The 16,186-nt window shown below is 70.7% G+C and carries 14 protein-coding genes; 3 read left to right on the top strand and 11 right to left on the bottom strand.

The window, feature by feature from the left end:
- Positions 1-377: 377 nt before the first annotated feature.
- Complete coding sequence (locus VF665_RS13435; protein WP_331053941.1) at positions 378-1,142, bottom strand: Plug domain-containing protein; 765 nt, start codon at positions 1,140-1,142, stop codon at positions 378-380.
- Between the two features lie 286 nt (positions 1,143-1,428).
- On the opposite strand from VF665_RS13435, the gene VF665_RS13430 reads away from it, so the two are divergent.
- A complete protein-coding gene (locus tag VF665_RS13430) occupies positions 1,429-1,773 on the top strand; it encodes a hypothetical protein (RefSeq protein WP_331053940.1) in 345 nt (114 codons plus the stop codon).
- Between the two features lie 147 nt (positions 1,774-1,920).
- Here VF665_RS13430 and VF665_RS13425 read toward each other — a convergent pair whose 3' ends face one another.
- Complete coding sequence (locus VF665_RS13425; protein ID WP_349263130.1) at positions 1,921-3,186, bottom strand: metal-dependent hydrolase family protein; 1,266 nt, start codon at positions 3,184-3,186, stop codon at positions 1,921-1,923.
- Between the two features lie 437 nt (positions 3,187-3,623).
- Here VF665_RS13425 and VF665_RS13420 point away from each other — a divergent pair, with 437 nt between their 5' ends.
- Complete coding sequence (locus VF665_RS13420; protein ID WP_331053938.1) at positions 3,624-4,340, top strand: DUF3667 domain-containing protein; 717 nt, start codon at positions 3,624-3,626, stop codon at positions 4,338-4,340.
- Positions 4,341-4,433: 93 nt separating this feature from the next.
- On the opposite strand, the gene VF665_RS13415 is transcribed toward VF665_RS13420, so the two are convergent.
- The 5 genes from VF665_RS13415 to VF665_RS13395 all read right to left on the bottom strand — a co-directional run bounded on the left by VF665_RS13415 (position 4,434) and on the right by VF665_RS13395 (position 10,458).
- A complete protein-coding gene (locus tag VF665_RS13415; protein ID WP_331053937.1) occupies positions 4,434-6,485 on the bottom strand; it encodes a putative bifunctional diguanylate cyclase/phosphodiesterase in 2,052 nt (683 codons plus the stop codon).
- A gap of 197 nt (positions 6,486-6,682) precedes the next feature.
- Complete coding sequence (locus VF665_RS13410; protein ID WP_331053936.1) at positions 6,683-6,814, bottom strand: hypothetical protein; 132 nt, start codon at positions 6,812-6,814, stop codon at positions 6,683-6,685.
- Between the two features lie 84 nt (positions 6,815-6,898).
- Positions 6,899-7,396 carry a DUF4276 family protein gene (locus VF665_RS13405; RefSeq protein WP_331053935.1) on the bottom strand — a complete coding sequence of 166 codons (498 nt, stop codon included), beginning with the start codon at positions 7,394-7,396 and terminating at the stop codon, positions 6,899-6,901.
- Positions 7,397-7,480: 84 nt separating this feature from the next.
- Complete coding sequence (locus VF665_RS13400; RefSeq protein ID WP_331053934.1) at positions 7,481-8,707, bottom strand: AAA family ATPase; 1,227 nt, start codon at positions 8,705-8,707, stop codon at positions 7,481-7,483.
- A 104-nt stretch (positions 8,708-8,811) separates the two neighbouring features.
- Positions 8,812-10,458 (bottom strand): AAA family ATPase, encoded by a 1,647-nt coding sequence (locus VF665_RS13395; protein WP_331053933.1) that lies wholly within the window; start codon positions 10,456-10,458, stop codon positions 8,812-8,814.
- A 379-nt stretch (positions 10,459-10,837) separates the two neighbouring features.
- Here VF665_RS13395 and VF665_RS13390 point away from each other — a divergent pair, with 379 nt between their 5' ends.
- Positions 10,838-11,674, top strand: a complete 837-nt coding sequence (locus VF665_RS13390; RefSeq protein WP_331053932.1) for a class I SAM-dependent methyltransferase — start codon at positions 10,838-10,840, stop codon at positions 11,672-11,674.
- Here the strand turns inward: VF665_RS13390 and VF665_RS13385 are convergent.
- The 4 genes from VF665_RS13385 to VF665_RS13370 all read right to left on the bottom strand — a co-directional run.
- On the bottom strand, positions 11,602-12,720 hold the full coding sequence (locus VF665_RS13385) for a DegT/DnrJ/EryC1/StrS family aminotransferase (protein ID WP_331053931.1): 1,119 nt from the start codon (positions 12,718-12,720) through the stop codon (positions 11,602-11,604). The two genes, VF665_RS13390 and VF665_RS13385, sit on opposite strands and share 73 nt — an antisense overlap.
- Positions 12,683-13,726: an NAD-dependent epimerase/dehydratase family protein gene (locus VF665_RS13380; protein ID WP_331053930.1), complete on the bottom strand. Its 1,044-nt coding sequence runs from the start codon at positions 13,724-13,726 to the stop codon at positions 12,683-12,685. The genes VF665_RS13385 and VF665_RS13380 overlap by 38 nt, the downstream gene beginning before the upstream one ends.
- A 58-nt stretch (positions 13,727-13,784) precedes the next feature.
- Positions 13,785-14,531, bottom strand: coding sequence for a glycosyltransferase family 2 protein (locus VF665_RS13375; protein ID WP_331053929.1), 747 nt, complete (start codon positions 14,529-14,531; stop codon positions 13,785-13,787).
- A 25-nt stretch (positions 14,532-14,556) separates the two neighbouring features.
- Positions 14,557-16,186 (bottom strand): hypothetical protein (locus VF665_RS13370; RefSeq protein ID WP_331053928.1); only part of this gene is annotated, 1,630 nt, incomplete at its 5' end.

The raw sequence follows: 16,186 nt of genomic DNA, 5'->3' as shown, positions 1-16,186 counted from the left end.
TGGCGTGAACAACATGCTGAAGCTGCGTCACGCCATCCGGCTGAACCCGGACGACTTCGACCGCCTCTGGAGGCGTGTACGGCCCGTACGTTTCAGTGTGGTGCCTCAGGCCTGATGTCAACAAAAGGCCTTGCTATCAATTCATTCGCTCTGGACGGGCGGACGCGCCCATCCCTGCCGTCCGCACCGATGCTGGTGTTCGTGCCTTGACGGGCGGACGCGCGTGATCCGCCGTGCGGCGTCAATGCCGCTACCGTTCGCTACCGGATGGCGGACGTGCAATCGCCCGCCTGCCGCGCCGGCGCCGCCCGTTCGTTCCTCTACACTCCGGGACGGCGGACACGCGGGTCCACCGTTCTCCTGCCGCGCCCCGCGTGTCACCGCGTCCAGATCACCACCGCGCCGCATCGGGTCGGCGAACTGTAGAGCGCGGGCACAAAGGCGGCGCGGGCATACACCTCGATCCCCTCGATCTGCTCCAGGCGAAGCTCGGTGTCTGCGTCCAGCACCTGGCGCGGCACCCCATCGATCACGAACAACGGCTCGCACCCCTTCGACGCCTCGTGCGAGGCGATCATCTGCGGAGAGAATCCCCCCAGCATCAGGCGGCGGGGCGGCCCCTCAAACACCTGCACGCCGGAAATGGTGCGCAGCAGGTCCGTGAACTGCCGGCTCCGCGCGCGGTCGATCTCCCGCCGGGTCAGAAAGCGGCCCGTGGCGCTGTTGCGGACGCGCCGGTAGAAATCGCGCAGTTCCTCCGTGCGCTGCACGGAAACCTGGATGGGATCCAGCATCAGCGCCCCGCGCTGCAGCGGAACGCGCACCAGGCCCGTACCCGTTTCTGCCGCCGTGACCAGAAACGACCGCTCCGCGTATCCTCGCGCCCGCACGTCCACGCGGTGCTGCCCGGGCGTTACGGGATACGCCACCGCGCCCTCGATGCCGGCGTTCATCCACCCCGTGCTGTCGATCTGCACGTGCGCAAAGGGGATGGGGATGGTGGATTCGCCGTCCTGCACCACCACGATGATGCTGGGCGGCTCCGCGTCCTGCGCGGCGGCGGGGCGGGGGAGCACGGCCAGCGCGGCGAGGACCGCGGGAAGCAGCCGGACGCAGAGACGGCGCGAGACGAGTGGCGTCATGGGACGAGCGAGGCGGATGGAGATCGTCGGATCAGGGACGGAACCGCGGGCGGGCGGCGATCTTCATCACCCCAAATCGCGGCCGCTCCTGGATTGTACATCGCCGGAACGCCGAAGAAAAGCCTCGTGCGCGACTGTCGACGAAGGCCGGCTCCGTGCCCGCCGGAGCCCCGCGGCGCGGCGTTAATCCGCGCCTAATCCGGGCAAGTAAACTTTTTGGACCCGGCGTACGTCATACCCTGCGAAGGACACGCTGAGCACCACACTCTGACCGGGATGACGAACGATGACGACCACGAGCAAGCGCCCTTCCGTGCGCTACGCCTTTGCCTCCATGCTGCTGGCCCTGACCGCCTACACCGTGATCGAGAGCGCCGTCGGCACGCCGGCGCGCGCCGAGGCCGCCGTGGCCGAGAGCACGCTCCGTTGCGGCACGCAGGAGAACCCGTGCATGCTGGAGACCATCTCCGTGCAGGCCAGGGCGGTGGATACGCAGCTGGCCAAGGCCGGATGCGGCAGCGAAGCCCAGCCCTGCCGCCTGGAGGCCATCACCGTGCAGGCCCGGCGCTCCGACGCGCGCCTCGCCTCCACGCAGGCCGCCCCGCGCATGACCCTGCGCGCGCGCTCCTGACCGCAGGCCGCCGGATAGACTCACGCAAGGAGCCCCGCGCCGCACGGCGCCGGGGCTCCTGCTTGTTTCCGCCCTCCCGGTGGATGAACGACGCCCCGCCGCGATGTACTCGCGGCGGGGCGTCGTTCCCGTCCTGGCGAACGACGATCAGTCCTGGCGGACGATGGCGCCGTTGAGCATCACCATCCGCACCGCGCGCGTGGCGGAAATGGTGCGCGTGGGGTCGCCGGTCACCGCGACCAGGTCCGCCAGCAGGCCGGGGCGGATCTCGCCGCGGTCGCGCAGGTTGAAGACGCGGGCGTTCACGGAGGTGGCGGAGCGCAGCGCGTCCAGCGGCCGCATTCCGTACTCCACCATCAGCTCGAACTCGCGCGCGTTGTCGCCGTGCGCAAACACGCCCACGTCGCCGCCGAACACAATGGTGACGCCCGCGTCCAGCGCCGCGCGAAAGCTGGCGCGCTTGCGCACGATGCGCGGGGGCTCCGGCTGGCCGGGGCGCCATCCCCGGTACTGGCTCACCGCGTGCCCGGCGGCCAGGGTGGGGCACAGCGCCACGCCCCGTTCCCGCATGAGCCGGAACACCTCGGGCGTCCCCGCGTCCCCGTGCTCGATCGTGGTCACGCCCGCCAGCGCCGAGCGGCGCATCCCTTCCGGCGTAGAGGCGTGCGCGGCCACGGGGCGGCCGGCGCTGGCGGCCACCTCCACCGCGGTGCGCAGCTCCTGCAGCGTGAACGTGGTCGCGGAGGTGTCCGTGGCGCCCCAGCGGTAGTCCGCGTACAGCTTCACCCAGTCCGCGCCCCCGCCGATCTGCTCGCGCACCACCCGCACCAGCTCGTCGCCGTCCGCCTCCTGGGCGCCGCGCGGGGACGGAAACTCCGGCGCCAGCACGCGCGGCCCGTAGCTCCCCGTCGTCACGATCGCGGGGCCCGCGGCGAGCACGCGCGGCCCGGGAATGATCCCCTGCTGAATGGCCAGCTTGAGCCCCACGTCCGCGTACCCGGCCCCTTCGGACCCCAGGTCGCGCGTGGTGGTGAAGCCGGCCATGAGCGTGGCGCGGGCGTGGTTGGTGGCGCGGGCCACGCGCAGGGCCTGCGGCTCGCGCAGCACCTGGTCGTCCCACGGCGTCTCATTGTACGGGTGCAGCAGCAGGTGCGAGTGCCCCTCGATCATCCCCGGCATGAGCGTGGTGCCGGGGAGCTCCACCACCCGCGCCCCCGCCGCCGCGATGGACGACGCGGGCCCGGCGGCCACGATCAGGCTGTCGCGCACCAGCACGGCCCACCCCTCGTGCAGGTCGGTGCCGTCAAAGACTCGGTCGGGGCGCAGCAGCAGGGCGCCGGACTGCGCGCGCAGCACGGAAGCAGACAGCAGCGCGCAAAGGACAAGGAGCGAGCGGATGGAGAACGATCGCATGGGGATGGTCACGGGTGCCGGATGCTGGCGGCGCGGCGTGCGCCGGAAGGAGGATAGGATAGCATGATCGGGCGGAGGATGCAGGGGAGGAAGTGCGAGAGTACGAAAGTAGAAAGTACGAAAGTACGAGACCACGAGAGTACGAGAGTACGAGAGTACGAGAGTACGAGAGTACGAAGATACGAGAGTGAAACGCTCGGGCGCGGCGCGCACCCTCGGCGTGCATGGGCGGGATGCGGCAAACCGTGACCGGCGAACGGGTTGGCGGGGAGCGGGGCTACCGGCGGTCCCGATCCGGCCTTATCTTGCGGCTCCCGTCCATCAGCACCCGGCAGCACCCCGCCATGCAAGCCTACTCCGCGGTACCCTCTCTGCGCGCCTGCAGCCAATGCGGCGCCGTAAACTCCACCAGGTTTTGCGGGGAGTGCGGTGCGCTGGTGGCGGCGGAACCCGAGTCCACGCGGCAGATCCTCAAGGAATCCGTCGCCGAACTGGTGGGGGTGGACGCCGGCGTGCCGCGCACATTGCGCGACCTCGTGCTGCGGCCGGTGGCCGTCGTACGGAGCTACTGGGCGGGGAATCCGGCGGGGTACACGCGGCCCTTCAAGCTCTTCTTCGTCCTGGCGGGCGTGTATCTGCTGCTGCTGAGCGTGTTCAAGCCCTACGTGTTCGACTGGGAGCAGCTGCTGAGCCGGCAGCCCGAGGCCAACATCCAGGCCGTCCATCGCCTGATGGCCGACCGCGGCGTGACCGCGGAGATGGTGAACGAGCGCTTTCAGCAGTGGATGAACACCGTGATGCCCATCATCAGCGCCCTGATGATGGTGCCGCTGGCCATGGTGCTGCGCCGGATGAACCGCGGCCAGCCGCTGGCGAACCACGTGATGTTCACCACCAGCATCACCAACTCCATCTGGATGGTCTGCATCCTCAGCAGCCCGCTCATGCTGCTGGGGCCCACGGTGTTCACCGTGGCCGCCCAGCTGGCGGGGATGATGTTCTTCGCCGTAGGGATCTTTGGGCTCTACCCGGGAAAGACGCGGGCGCGTACCACGCTGCGCCTCGCGGGCTTTCTGCTGGCCGACCTGGTGCTCACCGGCATCGTCGTGACGGTGGTGCAGTTCATCCTGCTCATGGCCGCGCTGCTCATCTGAAGGCGCCGACGGACGGGGCTCGTGATCAAAAAAAGAACGCGGGTGGAGGACCTGTCCTCCACCCGCGTTCTTTTTGCATCCCGCCCACCCGGTTCACGCCATGACGGCGACGGGCATGGCCAGGGTGGCCGCCACCGCTTCGGGATCCATCGGTTTGGCGAACAGGTAGCCCTGGCCAAAGTCGCACCCCATCGCCTTGAGCGCTTCCAGCTGCGCGGGCTCCTCGATCCCCTCCGCCACCACCACCACGCCCAGGCTGCGGGCCAGCGCCACCACCGTCTGCACCACCGCCATGTCGCCGGCGCGCTGCACAAAGGAGCGGTCGATCTTGAGGCCGTCCAGAGGGAGCTGGTGCAGATACGCGAGCGACGAATACCCCGTCCCGAAGTCGTCCAGGTAGATGGGGATGCCCAGACCGCGCAGCCGCCGCAGCAGCCCCGCCGCCGAGGCGGGGTCGCGCATCACCGTGCTTTCCGTCAGTTCCAGCTTCAGGCTGCCGGGGGGCAGGGCGTGCTCGCGCACGGCCGCCTCCACCTCGTCCACCAGCCGCGCGTCCATGAACTGACGCGCGGACAGGTTCACGCAGATGAAGCGCGGCTCGCCCTCCGGATCCGCCGCCCGCCACTCCGCCAGCTGCCTGCACGCCTCGTGCAGCACCCAGCGCCCCAGGGGAACGATGAGCCCCGTGTCTTCAGCCACGCCGATGAACTCCAGCGGCGGCACCAGTCCGCGGACGGGGTGCCGCCAGCGCACCAGCACCTCCCACCCGGCCGTGCGGCCCGCCGCCAGCTCCACGATGGGCTGGTAGACCAGGCGGAACTCGCCCCGGCGCACGGCCTGGCGCAGGTCCGTCTCCAGCTGCAGGCGGTGCAGCGCCTCGTTGTGCATGGACTGGTCGAACACGGCCCAGCGCTCCGCGGCCACGGCGCGCGCCCGGTACATGGCAGCGTCCGCGTTGCGCAGCAGGTGCTGCGGCTCGCCCGGCGCGTCGGCGCTCAGCGCGATCCCCATGCTGGCGGAGGTGAACACCTCGTAGCCGCCCAGGTCCACCGGCTGCGAAAGCACGGCCTGCAGCTCCTCGGCGCGCCGCCCCGCCTCGGCCGCGTCGGGCACGCCGTCCAGCAGCAGCACGAACTCGTCGCCGCCAAAGCGCGCCACCGTGTCCGCCGGGTTCACGCAGGCGCGCAGCCGCTCGGCAACGGCGCGCAGCAGTTCGTCGCCCACCAGGTGGCCCAGCGAGTCGGTGACCAGCTTGAAGCGGTCCAGGTCCAGAAAGTAGACGGCGAAGGGGCGGGGCGCGCCGCGCTCGTCCACGCGGGTGGCGGCCTCGGCCAGGCGCTCGGCGAACAGCGTGCGGTTGGGCAGGTCCGTCAGCGCGTCGTGCAGGGCGTCGTGCCGCAGCCGCTGCTCCATCTCCATGCGCCCGGTGATGTTTTCCACCATCGCCATGCAGAAGCTGGGCTTTCCCGCGCCGTCGCGGATCACGGAGGTGGCCAGGTGCACCCACATGACCGTTCCGTCGTGCAGCAGGTAGCGCTTTTCCATCCGGTATGCGCTCCGCCGCCCCGCCGCCAGTTCGCGGAACAGGTCCATGTTGGCGGGATTGTCGTCCGGATGGTTGAGCTTCCAGAAGTGCAGGCCGCGCAGCTGCTCGTCATTCAGGCGCACCATGGCGCGATATGCGGAGTTGCTCTGCACGATGCGGCCGTCCATGTCCACCACCAGCACGCCGATGGCGGCGCCGTCGAACATGGCGCGAAAGCGCTCCTCGCTGTCGCGCAGCGCCACCAGGGCGTTGCGCGCGGCGATCTCGGCCGCGGCGCCGGCGCCCAGTTCGCGCAGCAGCGCCATTTCCGGCTGCTGGAACGAGCGTCCCGCCTCGCCCACGGCCAGGGCGCCCAGCACCGCGCCCGCCGCGTCGCAGATGGGCGCGCACAGCACGCCCATGGAGGCGCGCGGCTCCACTGTTTCCATGCAGCGCGCGGCCAGCGGGCGCAGCGCGGGAAGCAGCGACGCCTCGCCGAACGGGCGCTCCACCACGCTGCCGTCCGCCTCGCGCGACAGCAGCAGCCCCGAGGGGGCGTGCAGGGCGCGGGCGGCCAGTCGCGGCCAGTCGCTGCGGTTGCGGAGCGCGCGGTGGGGCACGGCGGTGCGGGGCAGGAGGATCGCTCCCGCGGCGGGGAGCGGCGTCGTGCAGACGGCGTATGTTTGCTGGGAGTGCTACAACGTTTAGCGCAGTGGACGGTTTCGCGCAATCCTCCTCTGCGCAAAAACAGAGCGGGGCGGCCCTTTGAGGCCGCCCCGCGACAGTTCCGCGTGCGCAGGCGAGTCCGGCGCCGGAATCAGCGGCGCGGGCCGTAGCGCTGGGTGCGCTTGTCCTCCAGGCGGACGAACTGCATGCACACCAGGTACACCAGGAACGTGATGAACAGAAACACGCCGATGTGCCAGAAGAGCGTTCCCCAGCCAGCCATATCTCCCTCGCGGATTGGTTGCGTCGCGGTCGTTGGTTGCGTCGGCGCACAAGATACACCCTGCCGGGCACGAATGCCAGTCGGTCAGCCACGTTCGCGAGCGAGTGCCAGCACTTCCTTTACGAGCTTTCGGAACGACCGTGCGGTGGATGCTTCTTCGAGATCCACCAGATTCGCCAACGCGGCCTGGTCCACGGCCGGTTTGTAGCTGTGTGCGCGTCCGGTATGCGCACTTAGCCAACCTTTCGCGTCCCGGATCGCTTCGGGGTCCTGAGGTGGCTCGATGTCGGGAGCCAGTCCGCGCCTGCCACGCAGCGACCGCGCGCCGGCGAGAAACCACGCCTCGAACTCGCGATGGGCGACAACGACCCGCGTACGCCTGTCCGGCCCGGCGGCCGCGGCTCGGTTCAGGAGCGACGGACCGAGTTCGCACGGAAGGTCGTCGTCCGCGTCGATGATCACCAGGATCCCGTCACCCGGCTGGGTGTCCCGCGCGGCAAGATCAACATACCGCTCCAGGCCCCCGGGCTTGACGATGCTGCCCCGGCCGGCGCGGATCGGCGGCGGTACTTTGACGAACACCTCCGGGCAGTTTCGCCGCGACGATTCGCCGGATGAGCACGGGGACGGCTTCCACTTCGCCGGGTCCCTCCACTACGGCGAGGATCATGCGTTCGTTCCGGCGGGTTCGTCGAACAGGATCCCCGGGTTCAAGGTTAGCACCGGCAGCACGCCGGGCCGCAGGTGATCCATTCTGAGCAGCTCGCCAGGAGCAAACAGGCCGTCCTGCAGTACAGACCGGCTTGCATCGTCGATGCGGCCGATGCTGGTTGCTCCTCCCGAGGAGATCACGGCAAGCATCTCCGCGTCGGAAACTTTGCCCGCGTCCAGCAGATCCGGGCTGTGGCTCGTTACGACGATCTGCCGTGACTCCGCCGCTTCGCGAAGGCTGTCCAGCAGGACCTCCGCCGCGGCCGGGTGCAGAGCCGTTTCCGGCTCCTCAAGGCCGATCAGGAGAGGTCCGGCGCCGTTGCCAACCTGAAACAGCGCGAGCAGGATTGCAAGCGCGCGCAATGTTCCGTCCGACATGCTGGACGAGTAGAAGAAAGCGGGCAGTTCCGAGTCCGCCGGGCGCTGAACGAACTGGATCGTCCGGCGGGGTCCCAATGATCTTGGCACGACCCCTACCAAGTCCGGCACAATTCCCCGCAGGTACTCTTCGACTCTCGTTTTCACGCTGGGAAATTCCGACGCGAGCAAATCGAGAACACTGGGCAGGTTCGCTGCGTCCCTCAACAGCACATCGCCCGGGCCGGGTGGCTGAAGTTCGCGTAGAACCTGCGGCTGTAGGTCGTAGAAGACCATTCCCGACAACGCGTCGAAAACCGGACGGAAGGCGGGGATGCCGGAGAGGCTTGCCAGGAGGAGGCGATCCCCCATTGCAGCCGGGGTTACGTCGAGTGACGAATGCGTCACTTCTCCCCGCGCGACCTTGTAGAAGTGCTCCGCGCCACCCGTGGAGATTGAGGCTACGGAACATTGTTCCCGCAGTACCGCACTGCTGTTTCCCGCGGTATCGATGCTGAACGCGTAATGGCCAGCATCTCCGGACGGAAGGAGAAACTCAAGCCGGATCCCGATCTCGTATGAGAACAGATCGCGCCGTTTATGGCAGACTTCCGCGGTGCCGCCCCGGCTCCGGAACGCCTGTTCGATGGAGCCGGAGAGCGCGTCTGACACGAAACGCAGCGCATCAAGAAAGTTGCTCTTTCCCGACCCGTTCGGGCCAACCAGAAACGTGAGCGGGCCCAGAGTGACGTCACACTCCCGGATGCTCTTGTAGTTCTGGATGATCACGCGGTGCAGCAACCGTGAGTCGCGAGGCTCGGCCATGTTTTCGACGGAATCGGGTCGTCAGACTACCAGTGACGGACTATACCGTTGCCAGTACCTGAAAGCGAGTCCCCGTGCGAGCAGCGGGCATTCCAGAACCCGGCTCAGCCGCCTCGCCACCCGCTCTCGTCCGCGACGGCATCCCCCTCCGCCGTGTTAACGGCCTCCCCCGCGCCCTCCGCGTAAGTGCCGCTGACGGAATCCGCAGCCGAGGCGGGGCCGGCGGGCTCGGGCGGGGCGGGGTCCGCGGGCGGCGCATCCGCCGCAAGATCTCCTTCGGCACTGTCCGCGGGGGGCGGAGGCGGGGCGGGCTCCACGCCCTCCGGCAGGTCGGGAAAGTCGGAGGGCTGGAGGGTGCACAGCGCCTCGTCCGTCGGAGCTTCCACGGGGCCGACGCGGTTGGCGTGCTTCGCCAGCGCCTGCTCGAACACGTTCCGCACCTCGCGCCCGTTGCCGAAGTTGGGGCCGCGGTTCTGGAACAGGTGGCGCAGCCACGCCCGGGCGTGCCCCGCGCCCTCGGGCGAGAGCGTGTAGCCGTTGTCCTCGCACATCCGCTCCAGGATGGCGAACAGCTCGGCGGGGATGTAGTCGTCAAAGTTCAGGAACCGGTTGAAGCGCGAGCGCAGGCCGGGGTTGCTCTCCAGGAACTTCTCCATCGGCGCGGGATAGCCGGCGACGACCACGATCAGGTCCGCGCGGTTGTCCTCCATCAGCTTCACCAGCGCATCCACCGCCTCGCGCCCGAAGTCCTGGCCGGAATCGCTGCTGGACAGCGCGTACGCTTCGTCGATGAAGAGCATTCCGCCCAGCGCCGCCTTCACCTTTTCACTCACGTTGATGGCGGTCTGGCCCACGTATCCCGCCACCAGGCCGGACCTGTCCGTCTCCACCAGGTGCCCCTTGGAAAGCACCCCCAGCGCGCGGAAGATCTCCGCCAGCAGCCGCGCCACCGTGGTCTTTCCCGTTCCCGGGTTGCCGGTGAACACCATGTGCAGCGTCATGGGCGGAACGCGCATGCCGCGCTCCTGCCGCATCCTGCGCACCCGCACCAGGTTGGCGAGCGTCTGCACCTCCTGCTTCACCCGGCGCAGCCCCACCAGCCGGTTCAGCCTGGCCATCAACTCGTCCAGGGTCGCGGGCGGGGGCTGCGGGGCCGCGTCCGCCTGCGCGGCCGGGGCGGGGGAGGGCTGCGGGACCAGCAGGGCGCGCCCGTCCGCCGCGCCGGGGTGAACGCCGGGCAGGCCGCCGTCCGCCAGTTCGGGGCGCGGCTGCTGCACGTGGGCGTCGGCCACGGCGCCCTCCAGCCGGCCGACGTGCTCGGTCAGCAGCGCCACCTCCGCCGGCAGGTTGTGGCCGTCCGCGGCGATCAGGTGCAGCCCCAGTTCGCGAATGCAGGCCGCGGCGTTGGCGGCGTTCACCGTGCCGCGCATCTGGTCGCCCGCCACGAGGACGCGAAAGTAGTGGGGCACGCGCGCCAGGACCGCCTGCCCGTCCGCGTCGCCCCGGCCGAAGGTGCGCACCATGTCGCGCAGCTGCGCGTTCTGCGCGCGCACGCCGCTGGCCAGCAGTTCCGCCAGGAACGCCGACTCCGGGCGGCTGATGTCCCCGTCCGCCCGCGCGATGGTGAACAGCACGTCCATCACGTGCTTCTGCACCTCGCTGGCGATGCTGGTGGGCCGCGACCAGTCGCCGCGGCGTTCCGCCCGGGAGGCGAGGTCGTGAAGGTGATCGTAGAGCTCGGCGGGACTCATGCGGATGATGGGGACGCGGGGCGGGGTGGAGGGGTCGCGGAACACAAGATCAGCCCGGCGCGGCGCGGGCGCCACCCTTGCCGGGGCGGACGTACGCCAACCGGCTGGGCCGGCCTGCGGCGAGGGGGTCCCGAGCCCGGCTTCCCACCCGGTGTGCGCTCCGTTAGACTCAGGCCTCCGGCGCGTACCCGCGGTTCCCCCTCCACGCCACGCCGCCGGGACGACCGGACTCCGCGGAGTCCCCTGTCCGCCACGCCGGCGGAGCGCCGACTGGCGCTCGCGCGCCATCCGGGTGCGCGGGCGCACGATCCCATCATCCGGGGGCATGCGGGCGCCCAACGCCTCGCCCGCGCCACCGATTCCCTGCTTCCACGCGATCGTGCACACCAACGACTACGAGGATCTCTACGCGCTGGAAGAGAGCATGTGGTGGTTCCAGGGGATGCGCGAGATCACGGCCGCGCTCCTCGAGCCGCACTGCCCGCCCGGACCCGACCGGGACGTGCTGGACGCCGGCTGCGGTACCGGCGGCATGCTCGCCCGCCTGGCACACTACGCCGGCGGCGGGCGCGTGGCGGGGGTGGATCTGGTTGCGGATGCCCTTCACTTCTGCCGCGAGCGCGGGCATCGGTCGCTGGCGCGCGCCTCCGTAGTGGAGCTGCCGTTCCGCGATGAATGCTTTGACCTGGTGACCAGCTTCGACGTGCTCGTGCAGCTTCCCGGTGAGGGGAGCGACCAGCAGGCGGTTCGCGAGATGTTCCGGGTGCTGCGCCCCGGCGGCATCGCGTTCGTGCGCGCCGCCGCCTACAACTGGCTGCGTAGCGACCACGATCGGGCGCTGGGCAGCCAGCGCCGCTACCGGCTGGGTGCCCTCGCCGCACTCATGGAAGGCGCGGGGTTCGAGCTGGAGAGGGCCACGTACGCCAACGCGGTCCTCCTCCCGGTCGCCGTGGTGCGCCGCATGGTGCTCAAGCGGCTCGGCCTGGCAGCGCCCGGCTCCGACGTCGCCCGGGTCGCGCCGGCGCTGAACCGCGCGCTCGCCGCGGTGCTGCGCGCCGAGGCGCGGCTTCTCCGGACGCCGGGGGCGCGGCTCCCGGCCGGGGTGTCGGCGATTTGCGTGGCGCGCCGGCCGGCAGCCCCGGGTCAGCGGGCAGGCGCGAACCCGGCCACCGCCTCCACCACCCCGCCCAGCTCGTCCGGACGGAGCTGGGGGTAGAGCGGGAGCGACAGCATCTCCCCCGCCAGGCGCTCCGCGACCGGGAGCGCGCGCTGGCCCGCGCGGTAGAAGAGTGGCTGCTGGTGCAGCAGGGGGCGGTAGTGGACCAGCGTCTCCACCCCCCGGTCACCCAGGTGCGCCTGCAGGCGGTCGCGCTGCGCGTGCCGCACCACGTACAGGTGAAAGGCATGCGCGCCCGGGGCGCGCTCGGTCGGCAGCTCCAGCCCGGGGACGCACGCCGCGCCCAGCCGCTCGCGATAGGCGCCGGCGAGCTGTGCGCGGCGCGCATTCCACTCCGCCAGCCGCGCGAGCTTCACCCGCAGCACGGCGGCCTGCAGCTCGTCCAGGCGCGAGTTCGCCCCTACCGCGTCGCCCAGCATCGCCGCCGGGTGCGCCCCCTCGCGCAGCTCCCGCACGCGGGCGATCACCGAAGCATCGTTGGAGGTTACGGCCCCCGCGTCGCCCCATGCGCCCAGGTTCTTGGTGGGGTAGAAGCTGAATGCCGCGGCGTGGCCGTGCCCGCCGGCGGCGCGTCCGTCGAGGACTGCCCCGTGGGCCTGCGCCGCGTCTTCCAGCACGAGCAGGCCGTGGCGCCCGGCCACCTCGCAGATCCCCGCCATGTCTGCCATCTGCCCGTGCAGGTGCACCGGAACCACGGCACGCGTGCGCGGGGTGAGCGCCCGTGCCAGCGCGCCCGGGTCCAGCGTGGCGCTGCGGGGCTCCACGTCCGCGAACACCGGCACCCCGCCGGCGCGGAGGATCGCGAGCCCGGTATAGCCGGCCGTGACCGGGCTCGTGACCACCTCGTCACCCCGCCCCGGCCGCACGGCGCCCGTGGCGGTCAGCGCCAGCGCGAGCGCGTCCGTTCCGTTGTTTACGCCCGCCGCGCCGGCGACCCCGCAGAAGCGCGCCCACTCCGCCTCGAAGGCGGCCACCTGCGGTCCCAAGATGTAGGCGCCGGCCGCCGCGGCCCGCGTGAGCGCGGCGCCGGCCTCGGCCGCGACCTCGTCATGCTGCCGAGTCAGATCGAGAAACGGAATCCGCATCAGCTTTCCAGTAGTGGGCACCATGCTTCCGGTAGAACTCCACGGTGCGGGCAAGCCCCTCCTGGAGCGGCGTGCGGGGGCGCCAGCCGACGGCCGCGTTGAACTTGTCGTAGCTGCAGTACGAGTTCCCGATGTCGATGCGCTGCCGCTCGTCCGGGAAGGGCACGAGCCGGAGGGATCCGCGCTCCGCGATGGAAATCAGCGACTGGGCCAGCTCGGCCACCGTCACCGGGTCGCCACCGAGGTTGAAGATCTCCCCGTCCACCGCTTCACTGCCGCCGGCCATCAGCAACGCGTCCACCACGTCGTCCACGTAGTTGACGTCGCGGCGCTGACGCCCTTCGCCGAACAGCTCCAGTTCGCCGCCGCGCAGCGCCTGGCGGATGAACCATCCCAGGAAGCCGTGCCTGTCGTCGCGCACGTGCTGTCGCGGGCCGTAGGTGTTGGTCAGGCGGAGGCACACCGCGCGTGTGCCGTACACACGGCGGTAGAGCAGGTGGTAGTGCTCGGCCGCGAGCTTGTTGATGCCGTTCACGTCCGGCGGCGCCACCCGGTGCTGCTCGTCCAGCGGCAGGTACAGCGGCCGGCCATACACCTGCCGGGTGCTGGTGAAGACGATCTTGGCGTTGGTGTTGTAGCTCCGGCAGGCGTTCAGCAGGGTCAGGTGGGCGCTGCAGTTCAGCGCCAGGTCGCGGTGCGGGTCCCGCATGGACTCCACATGGCTGACGGCGGCCGCCAGGTTGAAGATGTAGTCCATGCCGCCCACCAGGTGGTTGACGGCCCACTCGCACCCCAGATCGACGGCGTGCACGGTGACGCGGTCCACGATGTCGTGGACGTTGTATGCGTTGCCGCCCTGGTCCGGCAGGAGCGCGTCCAGCAGGTGCACGTCCACGTCGCCCATCTGGACGAGACGACGCGCCAGGTTGCTCCCGATGAACCCCATGCCGCCCGTGATCAGTACGGAGCGTCCCCTGTACACGTGAAGCGGTACGATTCCGTCCATCGGGTGCCTCTGCTGCGGTGGGTTGGCGCCAGCGCGCGCCTGTGCCCCGGGCCGGGAGCTACTCGCGGCGACCGCGGTCCGTCTGGCGGATATCGTTTTGGGGGCGGCGGAGCACCACCAGCTTGGTCCAGAGCGCCAGCAGGTCCCGTGCCGTGCGCGCCACCCGCGCCGGGGTGAAGAACTGCGAGCGGCCGTGCACGCGAGGGTAATGGTGCACCGCGGTTTCTGCGAACACGCACCCCGCGCGGTGCAGCCGGTACACCAGTTCCACGCAGATGCTGCCGCTGGACGACTCGAGCGTGATCCCCTCCATGGCGCTCCGGCGCACCAGGCGGAAGTCGCAGTCCACATCGCGAACCGGCAGGTAGAAGAGGAGGTGCGCCAGGCGGTTGTACGCCGTGCCCAGCGCCCTGCGCCGCCAGTCGTCCGCCCGCGACCGCTTGTAGCCGTTCACCACGTCCACCCCGTCGGTGAGCAGCGGGCGCAGCCGGGCCAGCTCCCCGACGTCGTACTGCCCGTCGCCGTCCGTGTAAAAGACGAGATCCTTTTGGGCGGTGGCGAATCCCGTGCGCAGCGCCCCGCCGTAGCCGCGGTTCTGCGGGTGGTGCACCACCCGTACCCGGGGGTGCAGCGCGGCCAGCTCGTCCAGAACGCGCGCTGTGCCGTCCGTGCTCCCGTCGTTGACGACGATCACCTCGAAATCGTCCGCGAGCCGGGGAAGAAGCTCGAGCGCATTCCGCACCAGCGGTGCGATGGTGGCTTCGTCGTTGAACGCGGGAAAGAAGACGCTGATCCCGAGGTGCATGATGGGCCTGAAGACGGAGGATCGGTCAGGTCCCGCCCCGGCGGGCGGGCGCACCCGCCCCGCCCGCGCGCCGGGGTGCGGGCGGGGGGGAGCAGAGCGCATGCGTGCTGTCGTTGAGGGCATCGACGGCCCACGCGCGCACACCGCGTGTGCCAGGCGGGAGCTTGCCCGCGGGGAGCGCCGCGCGCCAGCGGCCGCGCTCGCGGACGCCGACCTGCGGGACCGCGAGGGCCACCACGAGCCCGGCCGGCTCAGCCGTCAGCAGTACTGCGTCTGCCGGGCGCCTGGCGTGGGGGAGCCCCGCCCATCCGGATGCCTGCCGGATCTCTCCCGGCGGCGCCAGCCCGTCCACCACCCCCGGGGCGCAGGCCGCGCCCCGCGTAGGGCCATCAATCGCGGCGGTGCGGGCAAGCGGCGGACGCAGGTAGCCCAGACGATTCATCGCATGGGCGCGGGCGCGCAGCACGGCGGCGTCGGGGTACACCCGCTGCGCCAGGCACTCCCGGTTGGGCGCCACGTCCATCCAGCGCAGACAGGTGCGGGTCTGCAGTCGCTCGCGCCGGCTCAGGACGAAGCCGTACGGCACCGCTGCCCCGGCGGCGGCCAGGTTCAGCGCGACGAGCGCCGCGGCGGCCAGCGCCCGCTGCATGCCGCGCCGCGGGGGGAACGCGGCGGCGGCCGTGTACACCAGCGACACCGCCAGATACAGCGAAAAGGTGGTGTACCGCGAAGTCATCGCGGCGCCAGCGCCGAAGCCGAGCCGGCCGGCCGTCACCAGCGCGGCGCTGGCAACGGAGTACGCACCCAGCGCCAGGAACGGCCCCGCCCAGGCCCTGTGCACGGGATCGCCGCGCAGCAGCAGCCGGTAGCAGGCGACCCCGAAGGCGCAAAGCAGCGCGCCTCCCACCACCGTCGCGACGGGGAGCATGCGCGCCGAGAGCGCGAAGGGTGAGCCGAGCAGCGCCAGGAAAAAGACGGCCGCACCCCCCGGGTGCCGGGCCCCCAGCCAGGGCGACGGGTGCGCGGCGGGCCGCGTGTACCCGTGCAGGTAGAGTGCAATGCAGGCGGCGCACGCAGCCGCCCACGCCAGGATGATGAGCCGGCGCCGCCGGGCGTCTCCCGCCCGGCACACGAGCGGGGCCAGCACCAGCCACGTGACCACGCCGTTGGCGGACGAAAAGGTGGCCACCGCGGCCAGTGCCATGCTGGCGCCGATGCGCGTGCCCGCGCGCCACCGATGGGTCGTGGACACCAGCAGCCCCGCCACGAGGCATGCCCCCGGGGCGAAATACACCAGCTGCACCCCGAACAGCCAATTTTCGTGCTGCACCGGTGAGAAGAGCAGCAGATTCGCCAGCCCCCAGCAGCCGAGCCGTGCGGCGCGGCCCCTGCCCGGCGTGCGCGCGTCCAGCCGGTACAGGCACACCGACGTGAGGCACACCACCCCGAAGCCGAGCCATATCTCGTAGCGGACATCCCAGCCTGTGAGGCGGCCGAGCGAGACAAAGGCGAGATTGGGAAAGAACTGGCGGTACTCGTTGTCTTGCGCGAACAGCTCCCGCAGCGTCAGCGTGCCCTGGTGCAGCTGTTCCAGGAGGATGGCGGCCTCCCACTGGTCCCAGAACGGCACGTCAACGGCATACATCCGGATCAGC

This window comes from Longimicrobium sp. (assembly GCF_036387355.1).
In the GTDB taxonomy this organism is placed as follows: domain Bacteria; phylum Gemmatimonadota; class Gemmatimonadetes; order Longimicrobiales; family Longimicrobiaceae; genus Longimicrobium.
This window is presented reverse-complemented; position numbering and strand designations above follow the sequence as displayed.